Genomic DNA, 15,412 nt, shown 5'->3' with positions numbered 1-15,412 from the left:
AACCCGCGACCGGGCGGGACGCCACCGGACCGGATGGGGTGCCCACGGTCGCCGGGACGCGGGATCGACCGGCCTGGCCGTCACGTCGGCCACCTCCTGCCACACACGCCGTCAGCCTACTCGGCGGCCCGGACGGTCACCGGAGCCGACGCGGCGATCGCGGCGAACTGGGCGACCGTCAGCGCCTCGCCCCGGGCGCCGGGATCCACCCCGGCGGCGACCAGCGCCGCCGCCGCCCGGTCCGGGCCGCCGGCCCAGCCGGCCAGCGCCGCCCGCAGGGTCTTGCGGCGCTGCGCGAACGCCGCGTCGACCACCGCGAAGACCTGTTTCCGGGGTACGTCGTCGCGGGGCGGTTCGCGTCGGGTGAAGGCGACCAGGCCGGAATCGACGTTCGGCACCGGCCAGAAGACGTTCGGTGGCACCCGGCCGGCGTTGCGGGCGTCGGCGTACCAGGCGAGTTTGACCGACGGGACGCCGTAGGTGCGGGAGCCGGGGCCGGCGACCAGCCGGTCGGCCACCTCCTTCTGCACCATCACCAGGCCGTGCCGCAGGGCGGGCAGTTCGGCGAGCAGGTGCAGCACCACCGGCACGGCGACGTTGTAGGGCAGGTTCGCCACCAGCGCGGTCGGGGCCGGGTCACCGAGTTCGGCGGCGGTGATCCGCAAGGCGTCGGCGGAATGCACGGTCAGCCGGGCCGCACCGGCCGGGCCGGCGTGCCGGGCCACCGTCTCCGGCAGCGCCCCGGCCAGCGTCGGATCGAGTTCGACCGCGTGCACGTGCCCGGCCACCGGCAGCAGGCCGAGGGTGAGCGAGCCCAGCCCCGGCCCGACCTCCAGGGCCACGTCGTCCGGGCCGAGTCCGGCGGCGGCGACGATCCGGCGCACCGTGTTCGGGTCGTGCACGAAGTTCTGGCCGAGCTTCTTGGTCGGGTGCACGCCCAGCCGGGCGGCGAGTTCCCGGATCTCCGCCGGGCCGAGCAGATCTGCGGCCATCTGCAACAGGGTACGGGCCACCGGCAGGGAACCGCCGCCTGCCCGGCCCACTCGTCGACGCCGGTCGGCGCCCGCCCGGCCCGCCCGTCGACGCCGCCCGTCGACGCCTGGCCGGGGTGGGTTGGCGACGTTCGACCTGGACAAGCTAGGCGTTAACCGAGCCGCTTGACGCCTCTGGTGTCCAGGTGGATCGCGCAGATCTAGCCGGGGGCATGCGTCGGCGCGGCCGGGAGGGGCGTACCGGCGAAGTGGCAGGCGGCGACCCGCTCCGCACCACCCCGGCCGATCGGCCCGCCCCCGGCGACGGTCCGCCCGTCCCCGGCGACGGTTCGCGCGTCGGCGTCCGGGACGAGCAGCGCCGGGGTTTCCCGGGCACAGATCTCCTCGGCGATCGGGCAGCGGGTGTGGAAGCGGCAGCCGGACGGCGGGTCGACCGGGCTCGGCGGGTCGCCGGCCAGCACGATCCGCTCCCGTCCCCGCTCGCGCGGGTGCCGTACCGGTACCGAGCCGAGCAGCGCCCGGGTGTAGGGGTGCGCCGGGTGCTGGTAGACGGTGCCGGCCGGGCCGAGTTCGGCGAGCCGTCCGAGGTACATCACCGCGACCCGGTGCGAGACATGCCGGACCACGCCGAGGTCGTGCGCGATGAAGACCAGGGCGATGCCGAGCCGCTGCTGCAACTCGGCGAGCAGGTTGACCACCTGGGCCTGCACCGAGACGTCGAGCGCGGAGACCGGCTCGTCGCAGACCACCACCCGGGGTTCGGTGGCCAGGGCGCGGGCGATGCCGATCCGCTGCCGCTGCCCGCCGGAGAACTCGTGCGGGAACCGGCGCATCATGTCCGGGGCCAGCCCGACCATCTCCAGCAGTTCGGCGACCCGGTCCCGGCGGGCGGCGGCGCCCCGGGCCAGTTTGTGCACGTCGAGCGGCTCGGCGACGACGTCCAGGATCGGCATCCGGGGGTTCAGCGAGGTGACCGGGTCCTGGAAGACCATCTGCACCGCCCGGCGCAGTTCGCGGCGGCGGCTGCCCCGGGCGGAGCCGACGTCGAGGCCGGCGTAGCGGACCTGGCCGGCGTCGGGGCGTTCCAGCCCGACCAGCAGCCGGGCCAGGGTCGACTTGCCGCAGCCGGATTCGCCGACGACGCCGAGGGTTTCGCCGGCCGCCACGGTCAGGTCCACCCCGTCGACGGCGTGCACCCGCGATCCGCCGCCGAGGCCGCGTCCGGCCCGGTAGCTCTTGCGGACCCCGGTGGCGACCAGCAGCGGCTCGCCGTGCGCCGGTCCGTCGGCGGTCAGCGGGCCGACGGTGTTCGGGCCGGCGGAGGTGGCGAGCACGGTCGGCGTACCGACGGCGGTGGTGGACCCGGCCGGGCCGGCGGAGGCTGGGCCGGGCCCGGCCGGGTGGTCAGACGGGGGCATCGACGGCCTCCTCGGCGTGGTGGCAGGCGGCCGTCCTTCCGGGTACGGCGAGCGGCCGCCGCTGCGGGCGGGTCACCGTGCACTCCTCGGTCGCCCGGTCGCAGCGCGGGTGGAAGGCGCAGCCGCTCGGCAGCGCCAGCAGGTTCGGCGGGCTGCCCGGGATCGGTCGGAGCCGGTCGCCGGGCTGGGCCAGATCGGGTACGGAGCGCAGCAGCGCCGCCGTGTACGGGTGGGCGGGCCCGTCGAGTACCTCGGCCACGGTGCCGGTCTCGACGATCCGGCCGGCGTACATCACGGCGACCCGGTCGGCGATCTCGGCGGCCACCCCGAGGTCGTGGGTGATCAGCAGGACGCCCATCCCGAGCTCGGTGCGGAGCCGGTCGACGAGTTGCAGGATCTGCGCCTGCACGGTCACGTCGAGCGCGGTGGTGGGCTCGTCGGCGATCAGCAGCCGGGGGCCGAGCGCGACCGCCATGGCGATCAGGATCCGCTGCCGCATGCCGCCGGAGAACTGGTGCGGGTAGTCGCGTACCCGGCGGTCGGGGGCCGGGATGCCGACCAGCCGGAGCAGTTCGGCGGCCTCGGCCCGGGCGGCCCGGCGGGAGAGCCCGCGGTGGATCCGGAACACCTCGCCGAGCTGGTCGCCGATCGAGAGCACCGGGTTGAGCGCGGAGAGCGCGTCCTGGAAGACCAGCGCCATGGTCTGGCCGCGCAGCTTCCGGACCTGGTCGGGGTCGGCCGTGGTCAGGTCGTGGCCGGCGACCCGGATCTGCTCGGAGCCGACCCGCACGCCGCCGGTGTCGAGCAGCCCCATCACGGCGCGGGCGGTGACGGACTTGCCGGAGCCGGACTCGCCGAGCAGCACCAGTACCTCGCCGGCGGCGATGTCGAGGTCGACCCCGCGTACCGCCGGGACGGTGCCGCGCCGGCCGGTGAAGGTGACGTCGAGTCCCCGGACCCGCAGCGCGGCCGGCAGGTCGGTCTCGGGTGAGCGCTCTGTGCTCGTTACCCCGCTGGTCACTGCACCTCCCGATTTCTCCGTGTTGGTTCCCGCCGTACCGGTTTCTCTCGCCCAGCCGCCGTTCCGCGCCGGAGTTGGCCAACATGTTGACATGCTGCGCCTGATCCTGGCAATCTCTGCTCCCACATCGCCGACAATCCACACCCAGATCAGGTCGCGGCGCCGAAATCCACCGCGCGCCCCGGCTCTGGCACCGACCCGAAGGAGGGAGCGGCGTGCTCGACCCGGCCCCGCGCTACACCGGATACACGTCCTACAGCTACCTGGAGGCAGGTACCGACTACCGCGAGTTCAAGCTCGCTCCGGAACTCGGTCGGGTGCCGGCGTACCAGGGCATCGCGCTGACGGACGGTCAGCGAGACCGGGTCCGCCGGCTGCTCACCGACAACGTCGTGATCTCGTTGCACGACCACCCGTCGGTCTTCCCGGAGGAGATCGGCCAGACCGTCGACTACAACCGCACCGCGCGGCACCACACCGGGTACGCCGGACTGGCCCGCTCCGGCATGACCGCCGTCTTCGACAACATGATGGACGGCACCTGCTGCGTGACCAGCCAGATGGGCTGGAAGTGGACCGACGTCATCGCCGACCTCGGGATGCGGCTCTCCGACCTGGCCCACCAGGACTACCTGATCCGGGTGGAGCGGCTGGCCGACATCCACCACGCGCACGAGACCGGCCGGATGGGCCTGGTGCTGGCCACCGAGGCGGCCACGATGATCGAGAACGAGCTGGACCGGATCGACATGCTCTACGGCTTCGGCGTCCGGCAGATGGGCATCGCCTACAGCGAGGCGAACACCCTCGGCAGCGGGCTCAAGGAGCGCGGCGACGGCGGCCTGACCTACTTCGGCGAGAAGGCCGTACGCCGGATGAACAAGCTCGGCATCGCGATCGACGTGTCGCACTCCGGCGACCGTACCTCGGCCGACGTCATCGCCGCCTCCACCAAGCCAATCTTCATCACGCACGCCGGATCGCGTACCGTCTGGCCGACCAACCGGATGAAGCCGGACGAGGTGATCCGGGCCTGCGCCGAGCGCGGCGGGGTGCTCGGTCTGGAGGCCGCACCGCACACCACACTCTCGCCGGCGCACCCCGAGCACAGCATCGAGTCGGTGATGGACCACTTCGTGCACTGCGTCGAACTGGTCGGCATCGACCACGTGGCGTTCGGCCCGGACACCCTCTTCGGCGACCACGTCGGACTGCACGACACCTTCGCCGCGCACCTGTCCATCGCCGAGGCGCACGGCCACGTCGAACACCCCCGGGTGCCGTACGTGGACGGGCTGGAGAACCCGGCCGAGTGCTACTGGAACATCGTCTCCTGGCTGGTCGGTCACGACTACTCGGACGACGAGATCGGCAAGGTCCTGGGGGGCAACATCATGCGCGTCCTTGAGGAGGTCTGGCACTGATGCGTCGAACATTCCGGCGCGCCCTCGCCGTGGCGGCGGGCACGCTCTCGATAGGGCTGGCGGCGACCGCCTGCTCGCCCAGCAACCCGGACAGCCAGGCCGGCGGCGGCAGCGGCGGCTCGGCGGACCGGATCACGATCGGCACCACCGCCGACGTACTCAACTACAACCCGCTGGTCGGCAACAGCCGTACCGACACCTGGGTGACGAACCTGATGTACCCCCGGCTGATGAGCATGGGGATGGACGGGGTGCGGTCGCCGTACCTGGCCAGCAAGTGGGAGTACCTCGACGGCGGGCGCAAGGCGAAGGTGACGCTGCGGGACGACTTCACCTGGAGCGACGGGGAGAAGGTGACCGCCGACGACGTGGCGTTCACCATCGACGCGGTCGCCAAGGAGAAGATCGGCGTCGTCGCCGGGCTCATCTCGTCGTACCAGAAGTCCACCGTCATCTCCCCGACGGAGATCGAGTTCCAGCTCTCCCAGGTGGACGGCACCTTCCTGGAGAACGTCGGCTTCTGGATGCCGGTCGTGCCCGAGCACGTCTTCAGCAAGGTCGGCAGCGTGCAGAAGTTCGCCAACGACAAGGACTGGGTCTCGGCCGGGCCGTACAAGTTGACCACCGTGGAGCGGGGCCAGCGGTACGTGCTGGAGCGGATGGAGAACTTCCCGCTGGTCGAGGGCGGACCGAAAACCAAGGAGGTGGTCTTCCGGGTCTTCCCGGACGTCAACACCGAGGCGCTGGCGCTGCGCAACGGTGACGTCGACCTGATCGCCAACGCGCTGCCGCCGCCGCTGGCCAAGACCCTCGAAGGCGACAGCAAGCTGAAGCTGGTCAAGGTGCCGTCGCTGGGCTGGGCGCACATGCAGTACAACACCGCGCGGAAGCCGCTGGACAGGCTGGAGGTACGCCAGGCGCTGGCCGCCGCCGTCGACTACGAGGCGATCCGCCGGGTGGCGTTGCAGGGCAAGGCGGTCTCGTCGAACTCCTCGGTGCTGACCCCGACGTTGAAGCAGTGGCAGGACCCGTCCGCCAAGGAGTACGCGCACGACCCGGCGAAGGCGAAGTCGCTGCTCACCGGTGCCGGTTTCTCCGACGGCAACGGTGACGGGCTCTTCGACGGGCTCAGCCTGCGGATGATCTACGACCAGGCCGACCCGAACATCTCCAAGTGGGCGCAGCTGGTCCGGGACTCCAGCAAGGAGGCCGGGATCGAGATCAAGCTGGAGGGCTTGGAGCGGAACACGTACGTGGAGAAGTACACCGCCCGGGACTACGACATCTACGCCGGCTCGTGGGCGATCATGGAGAACCCGCCGGCCAACCTGGCGCTCGCGTTCAAGTGCAAGGGCTTCATCAACTACGCCAACGCCTGCGACCCGGAGCTGGACGCCCTGATCGACCAGGCCCGGACGCAGCTGGACCAGGCCGCCCAGAAGGCCCCGATCCAGCAGGCGGCGAAGATCATCACCGACAAGGTGTACGACAACGTGCTCTACGTCGAGGAGTTCACCATCGCGCACTCGGCCGAGTGGTCCAACTTCCTGGTCCAGCCGAGTGAACTGCTCTCCATCGTCAACCCCGTCTCGGTGGCCCAGGCCACCAAGGGCTGACCAGTTCGACGACGCGGTCAGGGCGGGCCCGGCGCACCAGCCCGGTGCGGCCCCGCCCTGATCCGCCAAGCCAGGAAAGGAGAGAGGCCATGCCCGCTGGTGCCCGGTTCGTCACCCGCCGCCTGCTGCGCGGCGTACTGACCATGTGGTTCGCGGTGACCGTGACGTTCTTCCTGCTCCGCCTGCTGCCCGGCGACCCGGCCCTGGCGGTGGCGGACCCGGGGATGACCGAGGAACTGCGGGCCGAACTGCTGCGCGACTACGGCCTGGACCGGCCGCTGGCGGTGCAGTACTGGGAATATCTGACCCAGCTCCTCCAGGGCAACCTCGGGGTGTCGTTCCGGCAGAACCAGCCGGTGCTGGACATCCTGCTGGAGCGGCTCCCCTGGACCCTGCTGCTGGCCGGCTCCGCACTGGTGGTGACCGTGGCGCTGGGCATCCCGCTCGGCGTGCTCGCGGCCACCCGGGCCAAGGGCACCCTGGACCGGCTGATCCAGGTCGGCGGCATCACCGGCCAGTCGCTCTTCATCCCGAGCATCGGGGTGTTCCTGCTCTACGTCTTCGGGGTGGTCTTCGGCATCCTGCCGATCGGCGGCGCGATGGACGACGACGTCTACGGGCTGGCCGCGTACGGCAGCATCGCGCTGCACCTGATCCTGCCCTGCCTGTCGCTCGTGCTCGTGCAGCTCGGCTCGTACGTGCTGACCCTGCGCAGCACCCTGATCGACGCGCTCGGCGAGGACTACTGCACGCTGGCCCGGGCCAAGGGGCTGCCGAACCGCAAGGTGGTCTGGCGGCACGCGCTGCGCAACGCGCTGCTGCCCACCACCACGCTGGTCGGGCTGCAACTCGGCTTTCTCGTCGGTGGGGCGGTGCTGACCGAGTCGATCTACGCGTACCCGGGTGTGGGGCGGGCGATCTTCGAGGCGGTCGGCCAGCTCGACTTCCCGGTGTTGCAGGGCGCGTTCCTGATGCTCGCCTTCGCGGTGATCGCCGCGAACCTGCTCACCGACCTCGCCTACGGACTGCTCGACCCGAGGGTGAGGACGGCGTGACCGCGACCGATGCCCTGATGCCGCCGCCGGGTGACGCGCCACCGCCGGCCGCGACCGCGACCCCGACCGCCGGTGGGTTGCCGCCGTCCGAGTCGGTGGCCCGGCAGACCTGGCAGTCGTTCCGGCGCAACCCGCTCGGCCTGGTCAGCGCCGGCATCCTGCTGCTGCTCGGCCTGGTCGCGCTGGCCGCGCCGCTGATCGCCGACTACCCCAGCGGGTACGGCGAAGAGGTGCTCGCCGGCCCCGGTGCCGGGCACTGGTTCGGCACCGACGACCTGGGGCGGGACGTCTTCGCCCAGGTGGTCTGGGGCACCCGGGTCAGCATCGTGGTCGGTTTGGCGGCCAGCCTGCTGGCGATCGTGATCGGGGTACTGGTCGGGGTCGCCGCGGCGTACTTCCGGCCGGCCGACCTCGTACTCGGAGTGATCGTCGACGTCTCGCTCTCGCTGCCGGTACTGCCGCTGATGATCCTGGTCGCCGCGCTGGCCGGGCCGAGCGTGCCGACCCTGGTGGTGGTGATCGCGGTCTTCAGCTGGCCCGAGGTGGCCCGGGTGGTCCGCTCGCAGGGGCTGGCCGTGGTGCCGATGCCGTACGTCTCGGCGGCGCACGTGATCGGCGGCTCGCACCTCTGGATCATCCGCAGGCACGTACTCCCCGGCGTCGCGCCGGTGGTCGCGGTCTCGGTGGTGCTGACCACCTCCCGGGCGGTGCTCTCCGAGGCGGGGCTCTCGTTCCTCGGGCTCGGCGACCCGAACAGCTGGTCCTGGGGGACGATCCTGCACCAGGCGCAGCGCTCCGGCTCGCTGGCCACCGCCTGGTGGACCACGCTCTTTCCGTCGCTGGCCATCCTGCTGCTGGTGGTGGCGACCACCCTGCTCGCCGTGGCGTACAACGACGCCCGCAATCCGAGGACGAGGTGACGAGCCGGTGCGACTGGCTGCTTCCTGCTACTCCGCGCTGCACGAACGGGTCCGGGCCGAACTGGACCGGGCCGGGCTGGACGCGCTGCTGCTGGACGATCCGCTCGACGTGGCGTACCTGACGGGTTTCTCGCACTTTCCCAACGAGCGCCCGGTCGCCGCCTATCTGGCCCGGGACGGCGCCGTGCTGTTGCTGGTCCCGGACCTGGAGCGGGAGTACGCGGTCGACCAGCGGGCCGCTGCCGACCTGGTGGTCTATCCGGAGTTCCCCGGCGAGCGGAGCCCGTGGGCGGTGCTCCGGGACGCGGTGCCGGTGCCGCCGGTCCGGGCCGGCTACGCCCCGTCCACCTCGGTCGCCCGGGTCGCCGGGCTCGGCCGCGCCTTCCCCGGCACCGCCTGGGAGCCGACCGACCTGGTCGGGACGCTGCGGCTGCGCAAGACGCCGGAGGAGATCGCGCTGCACGCCGAGGCGGCCCGGATCGCCGACGCGATGCTCGCCGAGGGGGTCCGCCTGGTCGCCGACGCGCTGGCCGGCGGCGGCGAGCTGCCGACCGAGACGGAGTTGGCCGGGCACGTCACCCGGTACGGCGCGGCGAAGATGTACGCCGAGCACGACGACGTCGTGGTGGTGCCGATGCTGACCGGCGGCCTGGTGTACGGCGGCCCGAACTCGGCCCAGCCGCACCGGCTGCCCGGCGGGGACCGGCTGCGGCACGGCGAGCCGTTCATGCTCTCGCTCGGCTGTGCGGTCGGTGGCCGGTTCGTGGAGAGCGAGCGGACCTTCCTGCTCGGCGAGCCGACCGCCGAGCAGCGCCGCTACTACGAGGTGGTGCGGGAGGCGCAGCAGGTCGGCACCGAGGCGCTGCGCCCGGGGGTCCGCTGCGTGGACGCCAACCGGGCCTGCCTGGACGTGATCCGTCGGGCCGGGCTCGGCGAATACCTGCGACACCGGCAGGGGCACGGGATCGGGCTCGGCTTCCACGAGCCGCCCTGGGTGGCCGACGGCGACGACACGGTGCTGGCGCCCGGCATGGTGCTCTCCAGCGAACCCGGGGTGTACGTGCCCGGACACGCCGGCTACCGGATCTCGGACACCGTACTGGTGACCGACGACGGGCCGCGCCGGCTCACCAGCTATCCCCGGGACCTAGCCGAGATCGTGATCGGAGCATGAGCGTGAGCATGAGCGTGACCAGCGAACCGACGATGGTGGAGATCAATGGCAACCGGCTCAACGTGCTGGTGCTCGGCGACGACGCGCCGGGCGACGCGCCGGAGAAGCCGGTGATGATCGTGCATCACGGCGCGCCGGGGTTGGGTTCGATGGCCGAGCCGAGGGCGTCGTTCGCGGCCTTCGCCGACGAGTACCGGGTGCTGGTCTTCGACGCCCGGGGTTCCGGGGCGAGCGAGGGGAACGGGCCGTTCACCCACGAGCAGTGGGCGGCCGACGTGGACGGGCTGCGGGAGTGGATCGGCGCGGAGCGGATCGTGATGGCCGGCGGCTCGTACGGCGGCTTCATCTCGATGGAGTACGCGATCCGCTATCCGGAGCGGGTGGCCGCGCTGGTGCTCCGGGACACCGCCGCCGACAACGCCAACCAGGAGTTGGCGCTGCGCAACGCGCTCGACTCGGCGCGGGTGGAGATCGACCGGGTGAAGTTGGACCGGATCATGTCCGGCACGGTTCGGGACGACGAGGACCTGCGGGACTGCTGGGCGGAGATCCTGCCGCTCTACGACCACGAGCTGGATTGGGACAAGGTACGGCAACGGGTGGAAAACACTCCGTACCGGTACGCCACGCACAACTTCGCATTCGCCGTCAACCAGCCGAATTACGACATCAAGTCATTGCTCCCGGGGATCTCCTGCCCGACCCTGGTCACCGTGGGTCGACATGACTGGATCACGCCGGTGGAGTGCAGCGAAACCATCGCCCGACTGATCCCGGACGCGAAACTGGTGGTCTTCGAGCACTCCGGGCACTCCCCGCAGTTGGAGGAGGCGGAGCGGTTCCAGCAGGTCGTCCGGGAGTTCCTGGCCGGGATACCGGCGCGCCAGGCATGATCCCGGGCGAGACCTACGACCTCGATCCGACCGACCGGCGCATCGTCGCCGCGCTCCAGGTCAACGGCCGGGCGAGCTGGACGGAGATCGCCCAGCTCACCGGTACCTCGGTCACCACCGTGGCCCGCCGAGCCCAGCAGCTCTTCGCCGACGGGCTGGTCAAGGTCGCCGCCGCGCCGCAGCCCGGCGGCGGCCCGGCCGACCTGCTCATCGTGCGGATCCGCTGCGCGGCCGGGAGCCAGCTCGCCGCCGCGCAGGCGCTGGCCGCGATGCCGGAGATCCGCTTCGTCGCCCTGGTGACCGGGGTCTACGACCTGGTGGCCGAGGTACTGGTGCCGAAGGGGACCAGCCTGCACAGCGTGCTGCTCAACGGCTTGCAGAAGATCCCCGGCGTGCAGGGCAGCGTCGCCGACCTGAACCTGCACACCTACAAGTCGACCCACGAGTGGTCCCGGCACCTGCTCGGCACCGAGCCCCAGCTCGTCGCCCCGCCGCCGGTGCACGACTGCCCGCCGGCACACCTCGACGAACTCGACGAGCTGATCATCGCGGCGCTCCGCGAGGACGGCCGGAACAGCTTCCAGGCCGTGGCCGGCGGCCTCGGGGTCAGCGAGAGCACCGTCCGGCGGCGGTTCGAGTCGCTGTACAACGCCGGCTGCGTACAGGTGATCACGCTGGTTCCGGCGACGGCGCTCGGCTTCGAGGCGGAGATCTTCTTCTGGCTCTCGGTGGCGCCGTCCCGGCTCGACGGGGTGGCCCGGGAGCTGGCCGCGCTGCGCGGCGTCCGCTACGTCGCCGCGACACTCGGCCAGGAGTCGCTGATGTGCGAGGTGATCCTGCCGACCCACGCCGACGTCTTCGAGTTCACCACCAAGACCCTCGGCGGGATCGACGGCATCCAGGCGTGGACGGCCGGGGTGCAGCTGCTCACCGTCAAGCGCGGCTTCGTGATCACCCCGTGGGCCGCCCGGCGACTCGCCGCCGAGGGCATGGGTGGCGTCCCGGCACCGGCCGGGCCGGGCGGCGGGACACCGTCCGGCAACGGCCGCGCCACGCGGAGCCGCCGGCCGTCGGGCTGAGCCGCGCGGTCACCAGGGGCCGAAGACCCGGTCGCCGGTGGCGGAGATCGCCGCGCAGAGTTCGTCGAGGTCGGCGCCGGTCGTCTCGGCCAGCGACCGGACGGTCAGCGGAATCAGGTACGACGCGTTCGGCCGCCCCCGGTGCGGCATCGGGGTCAGGTAGGGGGCGTCGGTCTCCACCAGGATCTGGTCCGGCGGGGTGACCCGGGCCGCCTCGCGCAGCCCGGCGGCGTTGCCGAAGGTGACCGTACCGGCGAAACTCAGCAGGTAGCCGCGCCGGACACACTCGGCGGCGAACTCGACGTCCCCGGAAAAGCAGTGCAGCACCACCGTGTCGGGGGCGCCCTCGGAGTCGAGGATCCGCAGCACGTCGGCGTGCGCGTCCCGGTCGTGGATCACCAGCGGCTTGGCGTACCGCTTGGCGATCGCGATGTGTGCCCGGAAGCTCGCCTCCTGGGCCGCCCGCCCCTCGTCCCCGGTACGGAAGAAGTCCATCCCGGTCTCGCCGATCCCGCGTACCCGGTCCTCGGCGGCGAGCGACTCGATCTCGCGCAGCGCCTCGTCGAGATCGGTCAGCCGGGGCGCCTCGTTCGGGTGCAGCGCCACCGTGGCCAGCACCGCCGGCTGCCGCCGGGCCAGCTCGGCACCCCACCGGGACGACGCCACGTCGACGCCGACCTGCACCAGCCGGTCCACCCCGACCCCGGCCGCCACCGACACGGCCGCCGCCACCGGGTCGTCCAACCGGCCGTTCCACGGCGGGGTGGCCGCCTCGGCGAGGGTGATGTCGAGGTGGGTGTGGCTGTCGATCACCGGGATCGGCAGTGGCTCCGGTACCGGTGGAAACTCCCCCGCCCGGCGGGCGGCCCGCGCCCGGCGGCTCTCGGTCGGCTGCTGCTCTGTCATCGCCGCCAGCATCACACATCGGCCGGTGTCGGCCGAACCGGCGGCCGGTACCCGACCGAACCGGCGCCGGCGACCAGCCGAATCGCCAGATCGCGTCCGGAGCGCCCCGGCCACCCCGGCCGGTAACCGGATGTTCACCGGACGGGCGCCGACCGGTCTTAGCGTCGGCGCGGTGAGCGTGTCCCCACCGGTCGGTGCGGTGCCCGAGACGCCGGCCGGACTCCGGGTCCGGTACGGCGAGGCCGTGCACCCGGCCGAGGAACTCGCCCGGGGTGCCGCGTACGAGCTGTTCAGCACCGAACCGGCGCCCGGGTTCGAGCGGGACCGTCGCCCCGACGCCCGCTACCCCTACCACCGGTACGCCCACGCCAGCGAGGTCGGGCTCCTGCCGAGCGCCCGGACGGCCGGCGGTGCTGGTGCTGGTGCTGGTGGCGGTGGCGGTCCGGGCGGTGCGCGGGCGAACGGTCTCGGCGTGCCGGACAGCCCGCTGAGCGCACCACTGCACCGGGTCTGGGGCTGGACCGACATCCACGGCCTCAGCCAGAGCCCGACCGCCGCCGAGGACCCGGTGCTGGTCTCGGTACGCGAGTCGGCGACCGTGCGGCGCGGCAGTCAGATGGTCAAGGCGCTCTCCGCCGCGCAGTTCGCCGGCTTTCTGCTGCGCGGCTGGCTGCCGTACGGCTTCTGCTACCGCGAGTACGACGTGGCGCACCTGCGTACCCCGGCCGACCAGATGCTGCTGCGTACCGACTCGGAGGCGGGGCGGGCGGTGCCCGAGGTCGCGTACCTGCTGCGCTGGCGGGCCACCGATCCGGTCGACTACGTCGCGCCACTCGCCGCCGGACACCAGGGTCTGATCACGATGCCGCCGCACGACCGGATCGGGCCGCCGGTGCTCGGCACCGGGTTCACCCCGAGCGGGCGGCACCTGATCCCGGAGTTCGTCACCCGGGACTTCGCCGACCTGCCGCTGCCGGCGAACGCCGCCCTGCTGGCGCACACCTCGGACGGGGACGAGGTGGTGCTCTACACCTACCAGCCGGAACAGCGCGGCTGGCTGCGGATGGCCGGGCCGCGCTGGCGGCACCTGCTGGCCTCGGTGCCCGGGGTCTCACCCGACCAGGAGTACGTCTCGACCAGCGACGCGATCCGGTCCACCCTGCTGATCGGCGGTTACCGGGGGCAGGAGCACGAGGCGGTCGCCGACCCGCCCGGTGAGTTCCGGGTACTCGCGATGACCCGGGCGGCCCGCTATCCGGTGGAGACGCTCACCCGCCGGGCCCGGTACGTCAACTGGCGCGACACCCGTTGCCTGGTGCTGCGCGAGGAGGGCGGCTGGCTGCGGGTACGGCTCTGCCGGCCGGACCCGGACAACGTGGCGGCGCTCGGCGCGCAGTGCTACGAGCGCGGGGTCTACGAGTCCTGGGCACCGGCGGTCGAGGTCACCGACGACCAGCTCCTGGACGTGCCGTACCAGATCTGAGAGCAGGCATTCTGGTACCCATGAGCGACGTCGCCCTCTATTTTCCGTACGTCAACCTTCCCGGGGACGCCTGGGTGAAGGCGGCCGCCCTGCACTGGCCCCAGCTCGGCCGGATCCGCCCGGACGACTACCAGGCCCTGCACGACTCCGACACGGTGAAGCGGCTCCGGGACGAGTTGAACTTCGTCATCGACGTACCGCCCGGCTGGCGTGACCGTTCCTGGGTGGACAGCGACCTGCTCCGACGAGTCGACCGTTTCTACGACGAGGCCCGGGACCGGCCGGTGGACACCGCGAACCAGGTCGACGCGCTGTTCTTCGACTTCCTCGACCGGTACCGGGACGAGCTGACGCCCCGGTACGGCGCCGAGGCACTCGGCGTCGAATCGCTGCGTACCTGGCACGTGTACGACGAGCCCCTGCCGCTCGATCCCCGACTCCAGGAGATCCATCCGGGCAAGATGTCGTACGCGCTGACGCAGCGGTTGGCGGACGACGGGTTGCTGGTGTCCCGCAGCTACCAGTGGCGTCGCGCCTCGGACGGCAGGGTGCTCTCCCTCGACGACCTGGCGATGCACCACCGGCTGGCCGGGGTCTACCTGGCGATCCTCGCCGACGTCATCGCCCGGGAGAACGGGATGACGCCGATCACCGACCAGCCGTTGGCCACCGCGGCCACCTCCGGCTGGACGATCGAGGCGATGGCGCGGATCCTCCTCGACGAGGAGATCGGGGTGGTGTCCGAGGATCCGACGGACTACAGCCACGCGTTCGCGGTGCTGGCGCTGGAGACGGTCCTCCCGCGCGACCTGGCGGAGATTCCGGTCGAGCGGATCATCGAGGCGCGACGGCGGTTGCTGCCGCAGCTGCTGCAGTACCGCGAATTCCTCGACTCGCTCAGCCCGGACTTCGTGGCGATCAGTGCCGTCCGGGATCCGGAGGTGCGTGCGGCCAAGCTGCGTAACCACGTGCAGAGCCGGATCGCCCACCCGCTCGCGGAGATGGAACGTACGCTCGGCCGGCTCGGCCTGGCGCCGGTCCGGGCCGTCCTCAGTCTCCAGACGCTCGCCCCGCCGGCGGCGTTGGGTGTGCTGGCCAATGCCGTCCACCTGCCGCCGGTCGTGACCAGCGCGGGTGTGGTCGCGGGATGCCTCGTCGGCGCGGTGGGCAGCGCCTTCGACCAGCGGAGGCAGGTCCTCGCCGGCCACCCCGCCGGCTATCTGCTGGAGCTGCGGCACGAGTTCGGTCCGTCGGACACCGTCGCGCAGATCCGGTCGGCCATCCGGCGGGCGGTCCCCGAGCGGCGGGGCCGCCGCTGACCGCGGTCGCGACAACCGCCGTCGCCGGAACTCCCGGTAGCAGCTCCGCGCACCGATGTACCGATCCGCGGAGGTGCCACAGAGTCACCTTGGTGACTCTGTGGCACCTCGC

13 protein-coding genes are annotated in these 15,412 nt (G+C 72.2%); 9 read left to right on the top strand and 4 right to left on the bottom strand.

All coding sequences use genetic code 11. The annotated features are described in order from the left end of the window. Window positions 1-116: 116 nt before the first annotated feature. From rsmA to C6361_RS12255, 3 genes are all read right to left on the bottom strand, one after another. Entirely contained in the window at window positions 117-992 is an 876-nt protein-coding gene (gene rsmA, locus C6361_RS12265; protein ID WP_107270911.1) for a 16S rRNA (adenine(1518)-N(6)/adenine(1519)-N(6))-dimethyltransferase RsmA, read from the bottom strand. A 200-nt stretch (window positions 993-1,192) separates the two neighbouring features. After that, on the bottom strand, window positions 1,193-2,410 hold the full coding sequence (locus C6361_RS12260) for an ABC transporter ATP-binding protein (RefSeq protein WP_107267813.1): 1,218 nt from the start codon (window positions 2,408-2,410) through the stop codon (window positions 1,193-1,195). Further along, window positions 2,397-3,431 (bottom strand): ABC transporter ATP-binding protein, encoded by a 1,035-nt coding sequence (locus C6361_RS12255; protein WP_234359462.1) that lies wholly within the window; start codon window positions 3,429-3,431, stop codon window positions 2,397-2,399. The genes C6361_RS12260 and C6361_RS12255 overlap by 14 nt, the downstream gene beginning before the upstream one ends. A 215-nt stretch (window positions 3,432-3,646) precedes the next feature. On the opposite strand from C6361_RS12255, the gene C6361_RS12250 reads away from it, so the two are divergent. From C6361_RS12250 to C6361_RS12220, 7 genes are all read left to right on the top strand, one after another. Continuing rightward, entirely contained in the window at window positions 3,647-4,855 is a 1,209-nt protein-coding gene (locus C6361_RS12250; protein WP_107257730.1) for a dipeptidase, read from the top strand. Then, the gene (locus C6361_RS12245) at window positions 4,855-6,471 is read left to right on the top strand and encodes an ABC transporter substrate-binding protein (RefSeq protein WP_107267811.1); all 1,617 of its coding nucleotides are present in this window, start codon (window positions 4,855-4,857) and stop codon (window positions 6,469-6,471) included. Before C6361_RS12250 ends, C6361_RS12245 begins: the two co-directional genes overlap by 1 nt. Window positions 6,472-6,560: 89 nt before the next feature. Then, a complete protein-coding gene (locus tag C6361_RS12240; RefSeq protein ID WP_107257728.1) occupies window positions 6,561-7,526 on the top strand; it encodes an ABC transporter permease in 966 nt (321 codons plus the stop codon). Further along, the gene (locus tag C6361_RS12235) at window positions 7,523-8,446 is read left to right on the top strand and encodes an ABC transporter permease (protein WP_234359461.1); all 924 of its coding nucleotides are present in this window, start codon (window positions 7,523-7,525) and stop codon (window positions 8,444-8,446) included. Before C6361_RS12240 ends, C6361_RS12235 begins: the two co-directional genes overlap by 4 nt. A gap of 7 nt (window positions 8,447-8,453) precedes the next feature. After that, window positions 8,454-9,620, top strand: a complete 1,167-nt coding sequence (locus C6361_RS12230; protein ID WP_107267810.1) for a Xaa-Pro peptidase family protein — start codon at window positions 8,454-8,456, stop codon at window positions 9,618-9,620. Further along, a complete protein-coding gene (locus tag C6361_RS12225) occupies window positions 9,617-10,513 on the top strand; it encodes an alpha/beta fold hydrolase (RefSeq protein WP_107267809.1) in 897 nt (298 codons plus the stop codon). The genes C6361_RS12230 and C6361_RS12225 overlap by 4 nt, the downstream gene beginning before the upstream one ends. Next, a complete protein-coding gene (locus C6361_RS12220) occupies window positions 10,510-11,592 on the top strand; it encodes an Lrp/AsnC family transcriptional regulator (protein ID WP_107267808.1) in 1,083 nt (360 codons plus the stop codon). Before C6361_RS12225 ends, C6361_RS12220 begins: the two co-directional genes overlap by 4 nt. Window positions 11,593-11,601: 9 nt before the next feature. Here C6361_RS12220 and C6361_RS12215 read toward each other — a convergent pair whose 3' ends face one another. Further along, window positions 11,602-12,510 carry a TatD family hydrolase gene (locus C6361_RS12215; RefSeq protein ID WP_107270909.1) on the bottom strand — a complete coding sequence of 303 codons (909 nt, stop codon included), beginning with the start codon at window positions 12,508-12,510 and terminating at the stop codon, window positions 11,602-11,604. A gap of 160 nt (window positions 12,511-12,670) precedes the next feature. On the opposite strand from C6361_RS12215, the gene C6361_RS12210 reads away from it, so the two are divergent. Then, window positions 12,671-13,981 carry a hypothetical protein gene (locus C6361_RS12210; RefSeq protein WP_107270908.1) on the top strand — a complete coding sequence of 437 codons (1,311 nt, stop codon included), beginning with the start codon at window positions 12,671-12,673 and terminating at the stop codon, window positions 13,979-13,981. Between the two features lie 20 nt (window positions 13,982-14,001). Then, entirely contained in the window at window positions 14,002-15,300 is a 1,299-nt protein-coding gene (locus C6361_RS12205; protein WP_107267807.1) for a DUF6236 family protein, read from the top strand. Window positions 15,301-15,412 lie beyond the last annotated feature (112 nt).

It is taken from the genome of Plantactinospora sp. BC1, assembly GCF_003030345.1.
Classification (GTDB): domain Bacteria; phylum Actinomycetota; class Actinomycetes; order Mycobacteriales; family Micromonosporaceae; genus Plantactinospora.
The sequence above is the reverse complement of the archived record's forward strand: the minus strand, read 5'-3'. Positions and strand labels throughout refer to the sequence as shown.